This window comes from Streptomyces sp. LUP30 (assembly GCF_001746365.1).
Classification (GTDB): domain Bacteria; phylum Actinomycetota; class Actinomycetes; order Streptomycetales; family Streptomycetaceae; genus Streptomyces.
Window position 1 is genome coordinate 23,855 of sequence record NZ_MJAJ01000072.1, and the last position, 15,050, is coordinate 38,904.

Genomic DNA, 15,050 nt, shown 5'->3' on the forward strand with positions numbered 1-15,050 from the left:
CCACCTGTCCCGTCGAACCGGCATGAACCGGCACAGGCACAGCCCCGAGCGCACGGATGCGCGGCGCGCGAGGTCGACGCCGGCCCTGGTGGCCGTCCTCCTGCTCGCCGCGCTCGCCGCGGCCTGCGGCGACGAGCAGGCGGACGGCCGGCGGCCCGGCAGCGGCGCGGTGAGCGCCGAGCCGCCGCTCACCGGCGTCCGGTGGAACGTCGACAGCGTCACGGTGGACGGCGCGACCCACCGGGCGCCCGACGGCGCCCACCTGACGATCGAGGACGGCAAGGCGGCAGGCAGTTACGGCTGCAACGAGTTCACCGCCAAGGCCGTGGTCGAGGGCGGCAGCGTCCGGTTCAGCGGCGCAAGGGCGACCAGGATGGCCTGCGCGGGCCGGATGGCGTTCGAGCGCACACTGGCCGGCACCCTCGCCGCCGGCGCTCTGACCACCGAGGTCAAGGGCGGCACGCTGACGCTCGGCACGGCCCACGGCGACCGGGTGAGTCTGACCAGGAAGTGAGACCGGCCCCCGCCGCCGGTCCGTTCGGTGTGCGACACCTCACTTGCACCCGTACGACGTCTCCCTGCGACACCGCGGCAGTGGCGCGCACCGCCTGCCGGTGGATCATGCAAATCACTGGCTGACCTGCGTAAACGAAACGACCACGACGGCGGTTGCCGGCGAGTGATCCAGTTACCCGCGGGTATCCCCAATTCGGACCAGTGGTCGACCTCGCCTACACTCGGAGGCGTGCCACGTGGTGACGGTCGACTCAGTCATGATCTGCTCCCCGGCGAGAAAGGCCCCCAGGACGCTTGCGGCGTCTTCGGTGTCTGGGCTCCCGGTGAAGAGGTCGCCAAGCTCACTTACTTCGGGCTCTACGCCCTCCAGCATCGGGGCCAGGAATCCGCGGGGATCGCGGTCAGCAACGGCTCCCAGATCCTCGTCTTCAAGGACATGGGCCTCGTGTCCCAGGTCTTCGACGAGACCTCGCTCGGTTCGCTCCAGGGTCATATCGCGGTCGGACACGCCCGCTACTCGACCACCGGCGCCTCCGTGTGGGAGAACGCGCAGCCGACGTTCCGCGCCACCGCGCACGGTTCGATCGCGCTCGGTCACAACGGCAACCTGGTCAACACCGCCCAGCTCGCCGAGATGGTCGCCGACCTGCCCAAGCAGGAGGGCCGCTCCCCGCGTGTCGCGGCGACCAACGACACCGACCTGCTCACCGCGCTGCTCGCGGCCCAGGTCGACGAGGACGGCAAGCCGCTGACCATCGAGGAGGCGGCCCACCAGATCCTCCCGCAGGTCAAGGGCGCCTTCTCGCTCGTCTTCATGGACGAGCACACCCTCTACGCCGGCCGCGACCCGCAGGGCATCCGCCCGCTGGTCCTCGGCCGCCTGGAGCGTGGCTGGGTGGTCGCCTCCGAGTCCGCCGCCCTGGACATCTGCGGCGCGGCCTACGTCCGTGAGATCGAGCCCGGCGAGTTCATCGCCATCGACGAGAACGGACTGCGCACCTCCCGCTTCGCGGAAGCGAAGCCCAAGGGATGTGTCTTCGAGTACGTCTACCTGGCCCGCCCCGACACCGACATCGCCGGCCGGAACGTGTACCTCTCCCGCGTGGAGATGGGCCGCAAGCTCGCCAAGGAAGCGCCGGTCGAGGCCGACCTGGTGATAGCGACCCCGGAGTCCGGCACCCCCGCCGCCATCGGCTACGCCGAGGCCTCGGGCATCCCCTTCGGCGCGGGTCTGGTCAAGAACGCCTATGTCGGCCGGACCTTCATCCAGCCCTCGCAGACGATCCGCCAGCTGGGCATCCGCCTGAAGCTCAACCCGCTGAAGGAAGTCATCAAGGGCAAGCGTCTGGTCGTCGTCGACGACTCGATCGTGCGCGGCAACACCCAGCGCGCCCTGGTCCGCATGCTCCGCGAGGCGGGCGCGGCCGAGGTCCACATCCGGATCTCCTCGCCGCCCGTGAAGTGGCCCTGCTTCTTCGGCATCGACTTCGCCACGCGCGCGGAGCTCATCGCCAACGGCATGACCATCGACGAGATCGGCACCTCCCTGGGCGCCGACTCCCTCGCCTACATCTCCATCGACGGCATGATCGCGGCGACCACCATCGCCAAGCCGAACCTCTGCCGCGCCTGCTTCGACGGCGAGTACCCGATGGATCTCCCCGACCCCGAGCTGCTCGGCAAGCAGCTTCTGGAGACGGAACTGGCCGCCGGGCCCGCCGCCACGGCCGCCGCCGACGCGATCCGTCGCCCGTAGACGGCCCGCCACACCTGCCGTACGACACGAAGGTTCTCACTAGCCATGTCTGAGACAACTGGTGCCAGCTACGCAGCCGCGGGCGTCGACATCGAAGCGGGCGACCGCGCCGTCGAGCTGATGAAGGAGTGGGTGAAGAAGACGCAGCGCCCCGAGGTCCTCGGCGGCCTCGGCGGTTTCGCCGGACTCTTCGACGCCTCCGCCCTCAAGCGTTACGAGCGCCCGCTCCTCGCCTCCGCCACGGACGGCGTGGGCACGAAGGTCGACATCGCGCGCCGCCTGGGCGTGTACGACACGATCGGCCACGACCTGGTCGCCATGGTCATGGACGACATCGTGGTGTGCGGCGCCGAGCCGCTGTTCATGACCGACTACATCTGCGTCGGCAAGGTCCACCCCGAGCGGGTCGCCGCCATCGTCAAGGGGATCGCCGAAGGCTGTGTGCTGGCCGGCTGCGCCCTGATCGGCGGCGAGACGGCCGAACACCCGGGACTGCTGGGTGAGGACGACTTCGACGTCGCCGGCGCCGGCACGGGCGTCGTGGAGGCCGACCGGCTGCTCGGCCCGGACCGTATCCGCACGGGTGACACGGTGATCGCCATGGCGGCCTCCGGACTTCACTCGAACGGATACTCGCTGGTCCGGCATGTCCTGCTGAACCAGGCCGGTCTCTCCCTGGACGCGCGCGTCGAGGAGCTCGGCCGCACGCTCGGCGAGGAACTCCTGGAGCCCACCAAGATCTACTCGCTGGACTGTCTGGCGCTCACCCGGACGGCGGACGTCCACGCCTTCTCGCACATCACCGGCGGCGGTCTCGCGGCCAACCTGGCCCGCGTGATCCCGGACGGGCTGCACGCGCGTGTGGACCGCTCCACCTGGACCCCGGGGCCGATCTTCGACCTGGTCGGCAGGACCGGCTCGGTCGAGCGCCTGGAGCTGGAGAAGACGCTCAACATGGGTGTGGGCATGATGGCGATCGTGCCCGCGGAGTCGACGGACGTCGCTCTGGCCACCCTGGCCGACCGAGGCGTCGAGGCCTGGGTGGCCGGCGAGATCACCGACCGCGGCGAGCACGCCACAGGAGCCGAACTGGTCGGCGACTACGCGAGCTGACCCGACCGGCCGGACCGGTCCGGCGAGCCGCCGGGCCGGACCGAGCAGGCAGCACAAGACCCGGTCGGTGACCGAAGTCACCGACCGGGTGAGTGCTCAGTACAAGGTCAAGCGCCGCGACGGTGTTGCGAGGAGTCCTCGCCGTCATCCTCGTCATCGTCCCCGTACAGCTCGGCGTACCGTGCGTACGGGTCGTCGTCTTGCTCATCGTCATCATCCTCGAACGGTTGACCGTTCGGCGGAATATTCGATGGCGATGCGCCCAGCTCTTCGGCCAGGCGTGAGAGATCAGTCCCGCCGCTGTTGTACTTCAGCTGGCGGGCGACCTTCGCTTGCTTGGCCTTGGCCCGGCCGCGCCCCATGGCTCGACCCCCTCAACGACGGGGCTCGACGGCCCCAGGTTGACACGCGTTCATGATCCAGGACGGCCTCTCCGTGGAGAGCCCGTCGTAGGGCTCCCACGGTACCTGAGCCCACGCCCGTACGGTACGTCGCCCGTACCAGGCGCGTGTGCGCAGCCCCTTGGGAACGCCCCGTCCTCGCTGGTCAGTGGCGATTTTAACCACTTATCTACGGGCGACCCGCCCGGAGGAGTGAGAGTTCTCTCTAACTTTCCACCGGCCGGTACCGCCGAAACCCGGGGACGGGGCGTCATGGAGCCCCCGTCCGGACGTCAGCCGACGCGCGTGCGGGCCGCCTCATGCATCCGCTGCTCGGCGATCCGGTCGGCCGCCGCGGCCGGCGGAATCCCGTCTGCCTTCGCACGTGCGAAGATCGCGAGCGTCGTTTCGAAGATCTTCGCCGCCTTCGCCCTGCACCGGTCGAAGTCGAAGCCGTGCAGTTCGTCGGCGACCTGGATGACCCCGCCGGCGTTCACCACGTAGTCGGGCGCGTAGAGGATGCCGCGGTCGGCGAGGTCCTTCTCCACGCCCGGGTGGGCGAGCTGGTTGTTGGCCGCACCGCAGACGATCTTCGCGGTGAGCACCGGCACGGAGACGTCGTTCAGCGCTCCGCCGAGCGCGCAGGGGGCGTAGACGTCGAGCCCGTCCAGCGTGATCAGCCGCTCGGTGTCGGCGACGACCTCCACCGAGGGGTGCCGGTCGGCGATCCGGCGCACCGCCTCCTGGCGGACGTCCGTGATCACGACCCGGGCGCCCTCCGTCAGCAGGTGCTCCACCAGGTGGTGGCCGACCTTGCCCACACCCGCGACGCCGACCGTGCGGTCGCGCAGCGACGGGTCGCCCCACAGGTGCTGCGCGGAGGCCCGCATGCCCTGGTAGACGCCGAAGGCGGTCAGCACGGAGGAGTCGCCCGCGCCGCCGTTCTCCGGCGAGCGCCCGGTCGTCCAGCGGCACTCGCGCGCCACGACGTCCATGTCGGCCACGTAGGTGCCGACGTCGCAGGCGGTCACGTAGCGCCCGCCCAGCGAGGCCACGAAACGGCCGTACGCGAGCAGCAGCTCCTCGGTTTTGATCACATCGGGATCGCCGATGATCACGGCCTTGCCGCCGCCGTGGTCCAGACCGGCCATGGCGTTCTTGTACGACATCCCGCGCGCGAGGTTCAGCGCGTCGGCGACGGCCTCCGCCTCGGTCGCGTACGGGTAGAAGCGGGTACCGCCGAGAGCGGGGCCCAGAGCGGTGGAGTGGAGGGCGATGACGGCCTTGAGGCCGGTCGCGCGGTCCTGGCAGAGCACGACTTGCTCATGGCCGCCCTGATCCGAGTGGAACAGGGTGTGCAGGACATCAGCAGGTGCGCCGGATACGTCGGTCACTGTGGTGACTCCAGGGTAACTAGCGGCGGTTCGGGTGGCAGGCGCCGTAAGGGTGGCGGAGCCTGTGGGACGAGCGTAGGGCCTGCACGCCCCGTTGATCCCGCAGTGTCGGGGATCACCCCCTCGTGGAGTACCGCCGTGGGACGATCGCAGGGTTTCCCGGTCGGCCGAAGGGGGAGGGAGCAGGCGTGCCCAAGGTGTCGTCGGTGATCGTTCCGTACGCGGTCTATCTGCGCGTGTACGAGCCGCTGGCCGCCTTCCCGGAGCCCGAGCGCTCCCACTGGGCGCGTTACGCCCGCCGGGAGGAGCTGCCCTCCTGCCAGGACGAGCTGCGCCGCTCGCTGGCCGACCTGCTGCCCACCCCGCCGGTCGCGGTGCCGGTGCAGGAGAGCGGCGACGCGTTCGTCGCCGAGGTGGACGGTGTGCTCTGCGTCTGCCCCTGGCGCACCCGGCTGCGCGGCTGGCTCGCCCTGGCAGAGCTGGACGAGGAGCTGCCCGGGCCGGTCCTGGACGCGGCGGTCCCCGAGGTCGTACGGCTTCAGGCCGCCAAGGACCACGAGCGGTGGCTGGAGCGCAACCCGGACGCCCGCCCGTGGATCCGCACCGCGGTCTGGCAGGTTCCGCTCAACTGGTTCGTGCTGGTCTCCGACGAGGAGCGCGAGTACCAGAAGGGGACGGCGGAGGTGGCCCCCGTGCTCCGCTACCGCACGCCGATGGTGCAGGCCCGCCGCCGGGTGGCCCGGTCGCTGCGCACGCTGAAGGACGCCGTCGAGGAGGGGCCGCTCATCGACGGGCTGGTGGACGTCGGCCGCTGGCTGGAGGAGTTCCACCCGCGTTCGCTGGTGGAACTGGATTACGGCGGCCTGGTGCATGTGCTGCCGGCCGGTGATCTGGAGGACGACCGCTCGGCGAAGGACGTGGCCGACAGCGTCGAGGCGCTGCGGGTGGGCGACGGCGAGGCGGCGGGCGAGGCGTACGGGCGGCTCGTGGACCGGTGGCGTTCGGTCCGGGACCGACGCTCGGCGAACTGAGGCGCAGGCTTCGCTGTGGCACAGCGGCTCCGCGGTGGCCTGCTGACCCACCCCCGGGGTGGCGTGGCGGCTCCCGGGGTGGCGTGCTGACTCCCGTGGTGACGGCCGATGCCGTGAGCTGACGATGTGACAGATGTGACAGCGCTTTCCGAAGTGACGTGCGTCACGGCCATGAACCGCTCGAACAGCGTACGGTCAGCGGCACTTCACGGAACTCACGGGACGTTGGTCCCGATCCGGGCTTATGCCTCAAGGGTGACGGACCGCACGTACGCGGCCCTTGCGTCGCTTGCCCCTCCTCGTGCCAAAATAGGACAAGGAGTCCGGGGAGGGCTCCGTCCGCCTACTTATGCTCCATGGTGGGGGGAATCTCGGCATTGCACCGCTTTGGGGGTTCTGGTGACTCCTGAGCGCCCCTGTGACTGATCGTCACAGGGGCGTGACTGTCCGCTATGGCATGGTCCATCGGGTTCCGTCGCCGATGAACACCTGGGGGGCAATTCCATCGGTTTGGCCGACGCGGCTGGACGGATGGTGTAGTTGTAGTGCCGAGGACAAGCCGTTCGTCCTATAACCGACTCGACTCGCGTCCGCCATTTCGGGCAACGCGGGTCAAGGTGCAGAATTTAGAGGAAAGAACCGAGAAGGTTCGGTTCTCCCGAGGAGGCCGCTCATGACCGCTCGCACCCCTGATGCTGAGCCGCTGCTGACCCCGGCTGAGGTTGCCACGATGTTCCGCGTCGACCCTAAGACGGTCACGCGTTGGGCGAAGGCCGGCAAGCTCACGTCGATCCGCACGCTCGGCGGACACCGCCGTTATCGCGAGGCTGAGGTCCGCGCACTGCTCGCGGGTATCCCGCAGCAGCGCAGCGAGGCCTGAACAAGTGAATAACCGGGCAACACGTCAGGTCCCCCCATCTGTGCGGACGCCCGAAACCTAGCTCCAAGCGACGTGGGTCCTGCCCCAACAGGCCCCTCGCCCCCTGGGAACGTCGTCGATCGCGCTGGACTCCGCCGGGTCCAGCGCGATCTTTTTTGTGCGCTTGAGGGCATCTCGTGAGCGGTATCAGGTGGCTCTGTGAGCACCCTTGTCGGAGTCTGGGGAGGCTCTGGGAGGGTTCCGGGAGGCATCCTCCGGAGTGGTGCAATTGCACATATAAAATTGACCAGTTGTAGGAGCGGGGTAAGAACCTGCTTTTCTAAAACTCATGCAGTGACACCCGTCACATGCCGGGAGCCTTGTTGCCGTCGGCTCGGGTGGGCTAGTGGAAGCTTCCGTTCCCTCCCGCTCGCTCCCGCTCCAGTGCCCCGCGCGGTCGTGGCCGTTGGCGCCGCGGGCGGTCCGGTGGCCACGGCCGGGCCGCGCCTGCCGGGTCGGCGCCTGCCGGACCCCCTCTGCCGGGCCGCCTCTGCCCGGCCGCGTCTGTCAGGCCGTCAGGCCGCCGGCGTGGCTCTCGCCTTCCTCTGCGACCCCCACGGCCTCCACGGCCTCCCCGGGGGCCTGGACGCCCCGTGTGCCGCCGTCCATCGCCAGCCGCTGCAGGCGGTGGCAGATCGGGCAGTGGCGGGTCAGGTGCCGATAGGACGACGCGGCCGACAGATGTGCGCGGAGCAGCGCCCGCGTCTCGTGCCTGACCGATGCCGTCATGCCCCACCTCCGCCGGGACGCCGCGCGGAACGGGCCCTGGGTTCTGGGGTACCGGCCCGAGGGGACGCCGTCAAGAGCGCCGCGGGAACGCCGCGGGGCCCGGATCCGGCGATCCGGGCCCCGCGGTGTGCGCCTCCCGGCACGCGGAAGGCCCGCATCCCTTGCGGGATGCGGGCCTTCCGTCTTCACTGCGGTCCTGACGGGATTTGAACCCGCGGCCTCCACCTTGACAGGGTGGCGAGCACTCCAAACTGCTCCACAGGACCAGGTTTTCGCGGCACTTGATGTTGCGTTGTGCTGCGAGAAGGACTGTACAGGAGGGTGAGCCCACTGGTCGAACTCACCCTGTGTGCCGGTCCCGTCACGGAGCGGCCGCGTCGATCGCCTTCACGATCCGCTTGTCGGACACCGGGTACGCCGTGCCCAGCGCGTGGGCGAAATAGCTGACCCGGAGCTCCTCGATCATCCAGCGGATGTCCAGGACCTGCTGGGGCACCGGCCGGCCCTGTGGCAGCTGTTCCAGCAGCCACGCGTACTCGTCCTGCATCTCGTGGACCTTCTCCATGCGGCTGGTGTCGCGCTGCACACCGGTCGGCATCTGCTGCAGGCGCCGGTCCACGGCCACCAGATAGCGCATCAGGTCGGGCAGCCTGCGCAGGCCCGCCCAGGTCACGAAGCCGGGCTTCACGAGGGCGTCCAGCTGCCTGCGCACGTCCGCCAGGTTCGTGAGCAGCACGGGGCTGCGCACGCCCTTCAGACGGCGTTCACAGGCCTGCCAGGCGGCCAGCACCTGCTGCACCTGAGCGACCGTCCGCACCGTCGTGTCGACGATCTCGGCGCGCACCTTCTCGTAGAGCTTCCGGTACGACTCCTCGTCCCACGCCGGGCCGCCGAAGTCGGCGATCAGCCGGTCGGCCGCCGCCATCGCGCAGTCGTCGAACAGCGCCTGGATCGAACCGTGCGGATTCGCGGACAGCGCGAGCTTCTGGGCGTTCGTCAGCTTCTCGGATGCGAACTTCGCCGGGTTGACCGGGATGTTGCGCACGATGAGCCGGCGGGTGCCCTTCCACATCGCCTCCGCCTGCTCCGCCTCCGTGTCGAAGAGGCGCACCGAGACCGTGTCGCCGTCGTCGACCAGCGCCGGGTACGCCTTCACCGGCTGTCCCGCCCGGCGGGTCTCGAAGACACGGGTGAGCGTGCCGATCGTCCAGTCCGTCAGGCCCGAACGCTCCAGGGACTCGCCGCCCTGCCGTTCGGCGGTGGCCGCGGCCGCCTGGGAGATGGCCTGCCTCGCCTTCGGCCTCAGCCGGAGCTTCAGCGCCTCCAGATCCTTGTCCTCGGCCAGCTTGCGACGCCGCTCGTCGACGATCCGGAAGGTGATCTTCAGATGGTCGGGGAGCCGCGACCAGTCGAAGTCGTCCGCCTCGAAGGGAACGCCCACCATCCGCTTCAGCTCACGGGCCATGGCCGTGGTGAGCGGTTCCTGCGAAGGCACCGTCCGGTCGAGGAAGCGCTTGGCGAAGTTCGGGGCCGGCACGTAGTTGCGGCGGATCGGCTTCGGCAGGGAACGGATCAGCTCCGTGACGACCTCTTCCCGCAACCCCGGGATCTGCCAGTCGAAGCCCTCGTCAGTGACCTGGTTGAGCACCTGGAGGGGGATGTGGACGGTCACGCCGTCCGCGTCCGCGCCCGGCTCGAACTGGTAGGTCACGCGGAACTTCAGCGGGCCCTGCCGCCAGGAGTCCGGATAGTCGGCCTTGGTGACCGCCTCCGCCGACTCCCGGATGAGCATCTCGCGCTCGAAGTCGAGGAAGTCGGGCTGCTCGTGCCGCTTGTGCTTCCACCAGGAGTCGAAGTGCGCGCCCGACACCACGTGGTCGGGCACCCGCTGGTCGTAGAAGTCGAACAGCGTGTCGTCGTCGACCACGATGTCCCGGCGCCGGGCACGGTGTTCCAGCTCCTCGACCTCGCTGAGCAGCCGGCGGTTGTCGGAGAAGAACTTGTGGTGCGTGCGCCAGTCGCCCTCGACCAGCGCGTTGCGGATGAACAGGTCCCGGCAGGTCTCCGGGTCGATCCGCCCGTAGTTGACCTTCCGCTGGGCGACGATCGGCACGCCGTACAGCGTCACCTTCTCGTCGGCCATCACGGCCGCCTGGTCCTTCTCCCAGCGCGGCTCGCTGTACGTCCGCTTCAGCAGGTGCCCGGCGAGCGGCTCGACCCACTCCGGCTCGATCCTGGCGTTGACGCGGGCCCAGAGGCGGCTCGTCTCCACCAGCTCCGCGGACATCACGAACCGTGGCTGCTTCTTGAACAGGGAAGAGCCCGGGAAGATCGCGAACTTGGCGCTGCGCGCGCCCAGGTACTCGTTCTTGTTGCCGTCCTTCACGTCCTTCATGCCGACGTGGGAGAGGAGCCCGGCGAGGAGGGAGACGTGGACGCTCTGCTCGGGCGCGTCGTCCTCGTTCAGATGGATGCCCATCTGCTTGGCGACCGTGCGCAGCTGCGTGTAGATGTCCTGCCACTCCCGGATACGCAGGAAGTTCAGGTACTCCTGCTTGCACATCCGCCGGAAGGAGGAGGAGCCGCGCTCCTTCTGTTGCTCGCGGACGTACCGCCACAGGTTGAGGTAGGCGAGGAAGTCGCTGGTCTCGTCCTTGAAGCGGGCGTGCTGCTGGTCGGCCTGGGTCTGCTTGTCGGCCGGGCGCTCGCGAGGGTCCTGGATGGACAGCGCGGCGGCTATGACCATGACCTCGCGGACGCAGCCGTTCTTGTCGGCCTCCAGGACCATGCGGGCCAGGCGGGGGTCGACGGGCAGCTGGGCCAGCTTGCGGCCGGTCTCGGTGAGCCGCTTGCGCGGGTCCTTCTCCGCCGGGTCCAGCGCGTTCAGCTCCTGCAGCAGCTGGACGCCGTCCCGGATGTTGCGGTGGTCCGGCGGGTCGATGAACGGGAACTTCTCGATGTCGCCGAGGCCGGCCGCGGTCATCTGGAGGATGACGCTCGCCAGGTTGGTGCGCAGGATCTCCGCGTCCGTGAACTCCGGGCGGGCCAGGAAGTCGTCCTCGTCGTACAGCCGGATGCAGATGCCGTCGCTGGTGCGGCCGCAGCGGCCCTTGCGCTGGTTGGCGCTGGCCTGCGAGATCGGCTCGATGGGCAGCCGCTGGACCTTGGTGCGGTGGCTGTAGCGGCTGATCCGGGCGAAGCCGGGGTCGATGACGTACTTGATGCCGGGGACGGTCAGGGACGTCTCGGCGACGTTCGTCGCCAGCACGATCCTGCGGCCCGTGTGCTGCTGGAAGACGCGGTGCTGTTCGGCGTGCGAGAGCCGGGCGTAGAGGGGCAGCACCTCGGTGAACCTGAACTTCTTCTTCTCCAGCGCGTCGGCCGTGTCGCGGATCTCCCGCTCGCCGGAGAGGAAGACGAGGATGTCCCCCTTCCCCTCGGCCTGGAGCTCCTCGACCGCGTCGCAGATGGCGGTGATCTGGTCGCGGTCGGCGTCCTCGGCGTCCTCTTCGAGGAGCGGCCGGTACCGCACCTCCACCGGATACGTCCGCCCGCTGACCTCCACGATCGGGGCGTCGCCGAAGTGCCGGGAGAAGCGCTCCGGGTCGATCGTCGCGGAGGTGATGACGACCTTGAGATCCGGGCGGCGCGGGAGCAGCTGGGCGAGGTAGCCCAGCAGGAAGTCGATGTTGAGGGACCGCTCGTGGGCCTCGTCGATGATGATCGTGTCGTAGGCGCGCAGCTCGCGGTCGGTCTGGATCTCCGCGAGGAGGATGCCGTCCGTCATCAGCTTCACGAAGGTGGCGTCCGGGTTCACCTGGTCGGTGAAGCGCACCTTCCAGCCGACCGCCTCGCCCAGCGGCGACCGCAGCTCCTCCGCCACGCGCTCGGCGACCGTGCGGGCGGCGATACGGCGGGGCTGGGTGTGGCCGATCATGCCCCGGACGCCGCGCCCCAGCTCCATACAGATCTTGGGGATCTGGGTGGTCTTGCCGGAGCCGGTCTCACCGGCGACGATGACGACCTGGTGATCACGGATGGCGGCCGCGATCTCGTCCTTCTTCTGGCTGACCGGCAGCTGCTCGGGGTAGGAGACGGCGGGCACACGGCCGCGCCGGACGGCCATCCGTTCCTCGGCCTTCGCGACCTCCGCCTCGATCTCGGCGAGGACGGCGTCGCGGGCCTCCGGCTTGCGGATCTTGCGCGCGCCTTCGAGCCGGCGCCCGAGCCGGTGCGCGTCGCGCAGGGAGAGCTCGGCCAGGCGGGGGGCGAGGGCGCCGAGGGCGGGGGCGGGGTGCGTAGACATACGGGAACCAGGATCGCACCTCGGCGAAATACGTGGCGAACCCTTTTGCGCCGGGGTGGACAACACCGGACATACAACAAGGCCCCGATCTGGGATCGGGGCCTTTGTTGTGGCTGGGGCCGGGGTCGAACCGGCGACCTACCGCTTTTCAGGCGGTCGCTCGTACCAACTGAGCTACCCAGCCGAGGAGTCCTCGAGGAACTCCGGCGGTCCTGACGGGATTTGAACCCGCGGCCTCCACCTTGACAGGGTGGCGAGCACTCCAAACTGCTCCACAGGACCAAGCTGTGTGTACGACAGTGTCGCACACGGTGTTGCGTGCCCCCAACGGGATTCGAACCCGTGCTACCGCCTTGAAAGGGCGGCGTCCTAGGCCGCTAGACGATGAGGGCTATCGGCCCGCCTGGGCGCTTCGCAGCGCGTCGGGGACGTCATGAGCATATGGGATGGCGGGGGGTATCGCCAAAACGGTTTACGGGGACCTCCTGGAGGCGGTCCCGGAGGGGCCCGCGGACGGACTCGCGGACGGGCCGGCGGGTGAACCGGTGGGCGATCCGGTGGGTGAACCGGTGGGTGAACCGGTGGGCCCGCCGTCCGTCGGCTCGGGGGACGGGCTCGGCGACGGGGCGGCCCCCGGCTGGTTCTCCTTGGGGAGGTGACGGCTGACCTCGGCCGTCGTCAGACCCAGGCCGCCGAGCTTGATCTCGTCCCAGGCCTGCAGGCGGCGGGTGTCGCGGTCGAGGTAGAGGATCGACGCCTGGATGGGGTCGGGGTACTTGCCCTCGACGGCGCGCAGGCCGCTGCCGCCCGTGGAGCCCTCGATCCGCAGCCGGGTGCCCTGCTTCATGACCTCCGACCCCTCGTGATGGAGATGGCCGGCCAGGACGAGGGGCACCTCGCCGTCCGTGCCGCGGGCGGCGGAGGGCTCGTGGGCGATGGCCACGTCGACCGGGGCGCCCTCGGCCTTCTGCTTGCGCAGGGCCTCCGCCAGACGGGCGCCGGCCGCCTCCTCGCTCTGCTCCGCGCCCGGCACGCCGGAGCGGTCGGGGGTGAACTGGGGGTCGCCGATGCCGGCGAAGCGCACCCCGGCGACGGTGACCGCGCGGCCGTCGTCCAGGACGTGCACGTTCTTCATGCGCTCCAGGTAGCGCTGGGTGACGCGGGAGTCGTGGTTTCCCCTGACCCACACGTACGGCGCGCCCAGGGTGGCGATGGGGTCCAGGAAGCCGTTCTCGGCGGCCGTGCCGTGGTCCATGGTGTCGCCGGAGTCCACGATCACGTCGACCTTGTACTGCTCCACCAGCGAGGCGATGATCTTCCAGCTCGCGGGGTTGAGATGGATGTCGGACACGTGCAGGACGCGGACGGTCGTCGGGTCCGGCTGGTAGGCGGGGAGCGTGGAGGTGACGTCGTAGAGCTTGGTCACATTGGTGACCAGGCGGGCGAGTTCCTGCTGGTAGACGTCGAACTCGGTGACGATGCTGCGGGCGTTGCCGACGATCGAGGGCGCCGAGGACAGCAGGCCCGAGAACCGGGGTTCCAGCACCGAGTTGGGGTTCCAGGTGGCGAACGCCGTGGCTCCCGAGGCGGCCAGCAGGGCGAGGGCCAGACCGCCGGCGGCCAGGGCCCTGCGCGGACGGCGGTACACGGCGAGCCCGAGGGCGGTGGCCCCGGTGACGACGGCCACGCAGGAGCGCAGCGCGAGGTCGAGGGTGCCGTGCTCGACGTCGCGGGCGACCTCCTCCTGGAGGCCTGAGAGACGCTCGGGGTGGTCGACGAGCGCCTGGGAGCGGACGGGGTCGAGCTGGTCGACGTTCACGTCCAGACGGACCGGTGCGCTGTGGCTGTCGAGGGTGAGCGCGCCGAGCGGCGAGACGTTGATCTTCGTTCCGCCGGTGACGGACGGCCGCAGGGTCATCGTCGTGTCCATGGGGCCGACGGGGACGCGCACGTCGCCGACCACCAGCAGGCCGAGCCAGGCGCCGAGAAGGACGACGGCGGTCAGGCCCAGGGCGCGGACCCAGGGGTTGGGGCGGGCGGCGAGTTCGGGGACGTGGCGGGTGCGGTCTCTGCGCGGGGCGGGCTTGCGGCGGGAGGGCTTGAGGCGGTTCAGGGCTGCGGCGGGGACACGGGCGCGGGCCATTGGTGCCCTATGCCCCGGTCCTGGCGCTGGTATGCGGACGTTCGTGCCCTCCGCCCGGCGGCTTCTTGCCGGACAATGGGGCCTGTGCTGGAGATGACGCGCGAGGAGTTCGAAGAACTGGTGGCCGAGGCGCTGGACCGGATTCCGCCGGAACTGACGCGGTTGATGGACAACGTCGCGGTGTTCGTCGAGGACGAACCGCCGGCGGACGATCCCGAGCTGCTCGGGCTGTACGAGGGGACTCCGCTGACCGACCGCGGGGAGTGGTACGCCGGGGTGCTGCCCGACCGGATCACGATCTACCGGGGGCCGACGCTGCGGATGTGCTCCTCGCGCGAGGAGGTCGTCGCGGAGACCGAGGTCACGGTGGTGCACGAGATCGCGCACCACTTCGGCATCGACGACGCGCGGCTGCACGCCCTCGGCTACGGCTGAGCCGTCCGGCGCCGGGCGCGCGAACCGCGCGTGTCTTCTTGCGGGCGGCGGGAGTTGGACACGTCGACTCTTGCGTCTGCCCCGGAGGTGGCCCTGTGCGCCCCTTGTACGTACCCGTTCGTCTGGTCGCGACGGTCATGGCCGTCGCCGCGGCCTCCGGTTGTATGAGCGTGGGGGACGAGGACGGCGGCCGGGCCCGGCCCTCGCACTCGGCCGGTCAGCGGGCCGGTGAGGCGCCCGAGGGGGGCTCGGCGGGCGCGGGCGGCGGCTTCGGGATGGGCCCGGCGGGCGGGGACGGCAGGCACGGGCACGGCAAGGGCGCCGGCGG

11 protein-coding genes, 4 tRNA genes and 1 pseudogene are annotated in these 15,050 nt (G+C 70.0%); 7 read left to right on the forward strand and 9 right to left on the reverse strand.

The window, feature by feature from the left end; all coding sequences use genetic code 11:
* Positions 1–22 precede the first annotated feature (22 nt).
* The 3 genes from BG482_RS36835 (at position 23) to purM (ending at position 3,385) form a co-directional block, all read left to right on the forward strand.
* The gene (locus BG482_RS36835) at positions 23–514 is read left to right on the forward strand and encodes an META domain-containing protein (protein WP_069773568.1); all 492 of its coding nucleotides are present in this window, start codon (positions 23–25) and stop codon (positions 512–514) included.
* A gap of 231 nt (positions 515–745) precedes the next feature.
* Complete coding sequence (gene purF, locus BG482_RS36840; protein WP_069773569.1) at positions 746–2,272, forward strand: amidophosphoribosyltransferase; 1,527 nt, start codon at positions 746–748, stop codon at positions 2,270–2,272.
* A gap of 45 nt (positions 2,273–2,317) precedes the next feature.
* Positions 2,318–3,385, forward strand: coding sequence for a phosphoribosylformylglycinamidine cyclo-ligase (gene purM / locus BG482_RS36845; protein ID WP_069773570.1), 1,068 nt, complete (start codon positions 2,318–2,320; stop codon positions 3,383–3,385).
* 107 nt (positions 3,386–3,492) lie between these two features.
* Here the strand turns inward: purM and BG482_RS36850 are convergent, their stop codons facing one another.
* Both BG482_RS36850 and BG482_RS36855 read right to left on the reverse strand, forming a co-directional pair.
* A complete protein-coding gene (locus tag BG482_RS36850; protein ID WP_057576334.1) occupies positions 3,493–3,747 on the reverse strand; it encodes a DUF3073 domain-containing protein in 255 nt (84 codons plus the stop codon).
* 311 nt (positions 3,748–4,058) lie between these two features.
* Positions 4,059–5,159, reverse strand: a complete 1,101-nt coding sequence (locus BG482_RS36855) for a Glu/Leu/Phe/Val dehydrogenase dimerization domain-containing protein (RefSeq protein WP_069773571.1) — start codon at positions 5,157–5,159, stop codon at positions 4,059–4,061.
* 188 nt (positions 5,160–5,347) lie between these two features.
* Between BG482_RS36855 and BG482_RS36860 the strand changes: the two genes are divergently transcribed.
* Together BG482_RS36860 and bldC are read left to right on the forward strand one after the other, a co-directional pair.
* The gene (locus BG482_RS36860) at positions 5,348–6,190 is read left to right on the forward strand and encodes a hypothetical protein (RefSeq protein ID WP_069773572.1); all 843 of its coding nucleotides are present in this window, start codon (positions 5,348–5,350) and stop codon (positions 6,188–6,190) included.
* 673 nt (positions 6,191–6,863) lie between these two features.
* Complete coding sequence (gene bldC / locus BG482_RS36865; RefSeq protein ID WP_003949541.1) at positions 6,864–7,070, forward strand: developmental transcriptional regulator BldC; 207 nt, start codon at positions 6,864–6,866, stop codon at positions 7,068–7,070.
* 546 nt (positions 7,071–7,616) lie between these two features.
* Here the strand turns inward: bldC and BG482_RS36870 are convergent.
* The 7 genes from BG482_RS36870 to BG482_RS36900 all read right to left on the reverse strand — a co-directional run bounded on the left by BG482_RS36870 (position 7,617) and on the right by BG482_RS36900 (position 14,287).
* Positions 7,617–7,838 (reverse strand): DUF6274 family protein, encoded by a 222-nt coding sequence (locus BG482_RS36870; protein ID WP_069773573.1) that lies wholly within the window; start codon positions 7,836–7,838, stop codon positions 7,617–7,619.
* Between the two features lie 191 nt (positions 7,839–8,029).
* Positions 8,030–8,104, reverse strand: a tRNA-Asp gene (locus tag BG482_RS36875).
* Between the two features lie 95 nt (positions 8,105–8,199).
* Positions 8,200–12,144: an ATP-dependent RNA helicase HrpA gene (hrpA, locus tag BG482_RS36880; protein WP_069773574.1), complete on the reverse strand. Its 3,945-nt coding sequence runs from the start codon at positions 12,142–12,144 to the stop codon at positions 8,200–8,202.
* Between the two features lie 110 nt (positions 12,145–12,254).
* A tRNA-Phe gene (locus BG482_RS36885) sits at positions 12,255–12,328 on the reverse strand.
* Between the two features lie 23 nt (positions 12,329–12,351).
* Positions 12,352–12,426, reverse strand: a tRNA-Asp gene (locus BG482_RS36890).
* 37 nt (positions 12,427–12,463) lie between these two features.
* Positions 12,464–12,536 (reverse strand) — tRNA-Glu (locus BG482_RS36895).
* Positions 12,537–12,616: 80 nt separating this feature from the next.
* Positions 12,617–14,287, reverse strand: coding sequence for a metallophosphoesterase (locus tag BG482_RS36900; RefSeq protein WP_069773575.1), 1,671 nt, complete (start codon positions 14,285–14,287; stop codon positions 12,617–12,619).
* A gap of 84 nt (positions 14,288–14,371) precedes the next feature.
* On the opposite strand from BG482_RS36900, the gene BG482_RS36905 reads away from it, so the two are divergent.
* Together BG482_RS36905 and BG482_RS36910 are read left to right on the forward strand one after the other, a co-directional pair.
* Positions 14,372–14,722 (forward strand): metallopeptidase family protein, encoded by a 351-nt coding sequence (locus tag BG482_RS36905; protein WP_069773576.1) that lies wholly within the window; start codon positions 14,372–14,374, stop codon positions 14,720–14,722.
* A gap of 95 nt (positions 14,723–14,817) precedes the next feature.
* Positions 14,818–15,050: pseudogene (locus BG482_RS36910) on the forward strand (hypothetical protein); the annotation flags it as partial.

Coding starts and splice junctions, on each gene's coding strand:
- BG482_RS36835 (WP_069773568.1), top strand. CDS start 23: ATGAACCGGCACAGGCACAGCCCCGAGCGCACGGATGCGCGGCGCGCG.
- purM (WP_069773570.1), top strand. CDS start 2,318: ATGTCTGAGACAACTGGTGCCAGCTACGCAGCCGCGGGCGTCGACATC.
- BG482_RS36850 (WP_057576334.1), bottom strand. CDS start 3,747: ATGGGGCGCGGCCGGGCCAAGGCCAAGCAAGCGAAGGTCGCCCGCCAG.
- bldC (WP_003949541.1), top strand. CDS start 6,864: ATGACCGCTCGCACCCCTGATGCTGAGCCGCTGCTGACCCCGGCTGAG.
- BG482_RS36870 (WP_069773573.1), bottom strand. CDS start 7,838: ATGACGGCATCGGTCAGGCACGAGACGCGGGCGCTGCTCCGCGCACAT.
- hrpA (WP_069773574.1), bottom strand. CDS start 12,144: ATGTCTACGCACCCCGCCCCCGCCCTCGGCGCCCTCGCCCCCCGCCTG.
- BG482_RS36900 (WP_069773575.1), bottom strand. CDS start 14,287: ATGGCCCGCGCCCGTGTCCCCGCCGCAGCCCTGAACCGCCTCAAGCCC.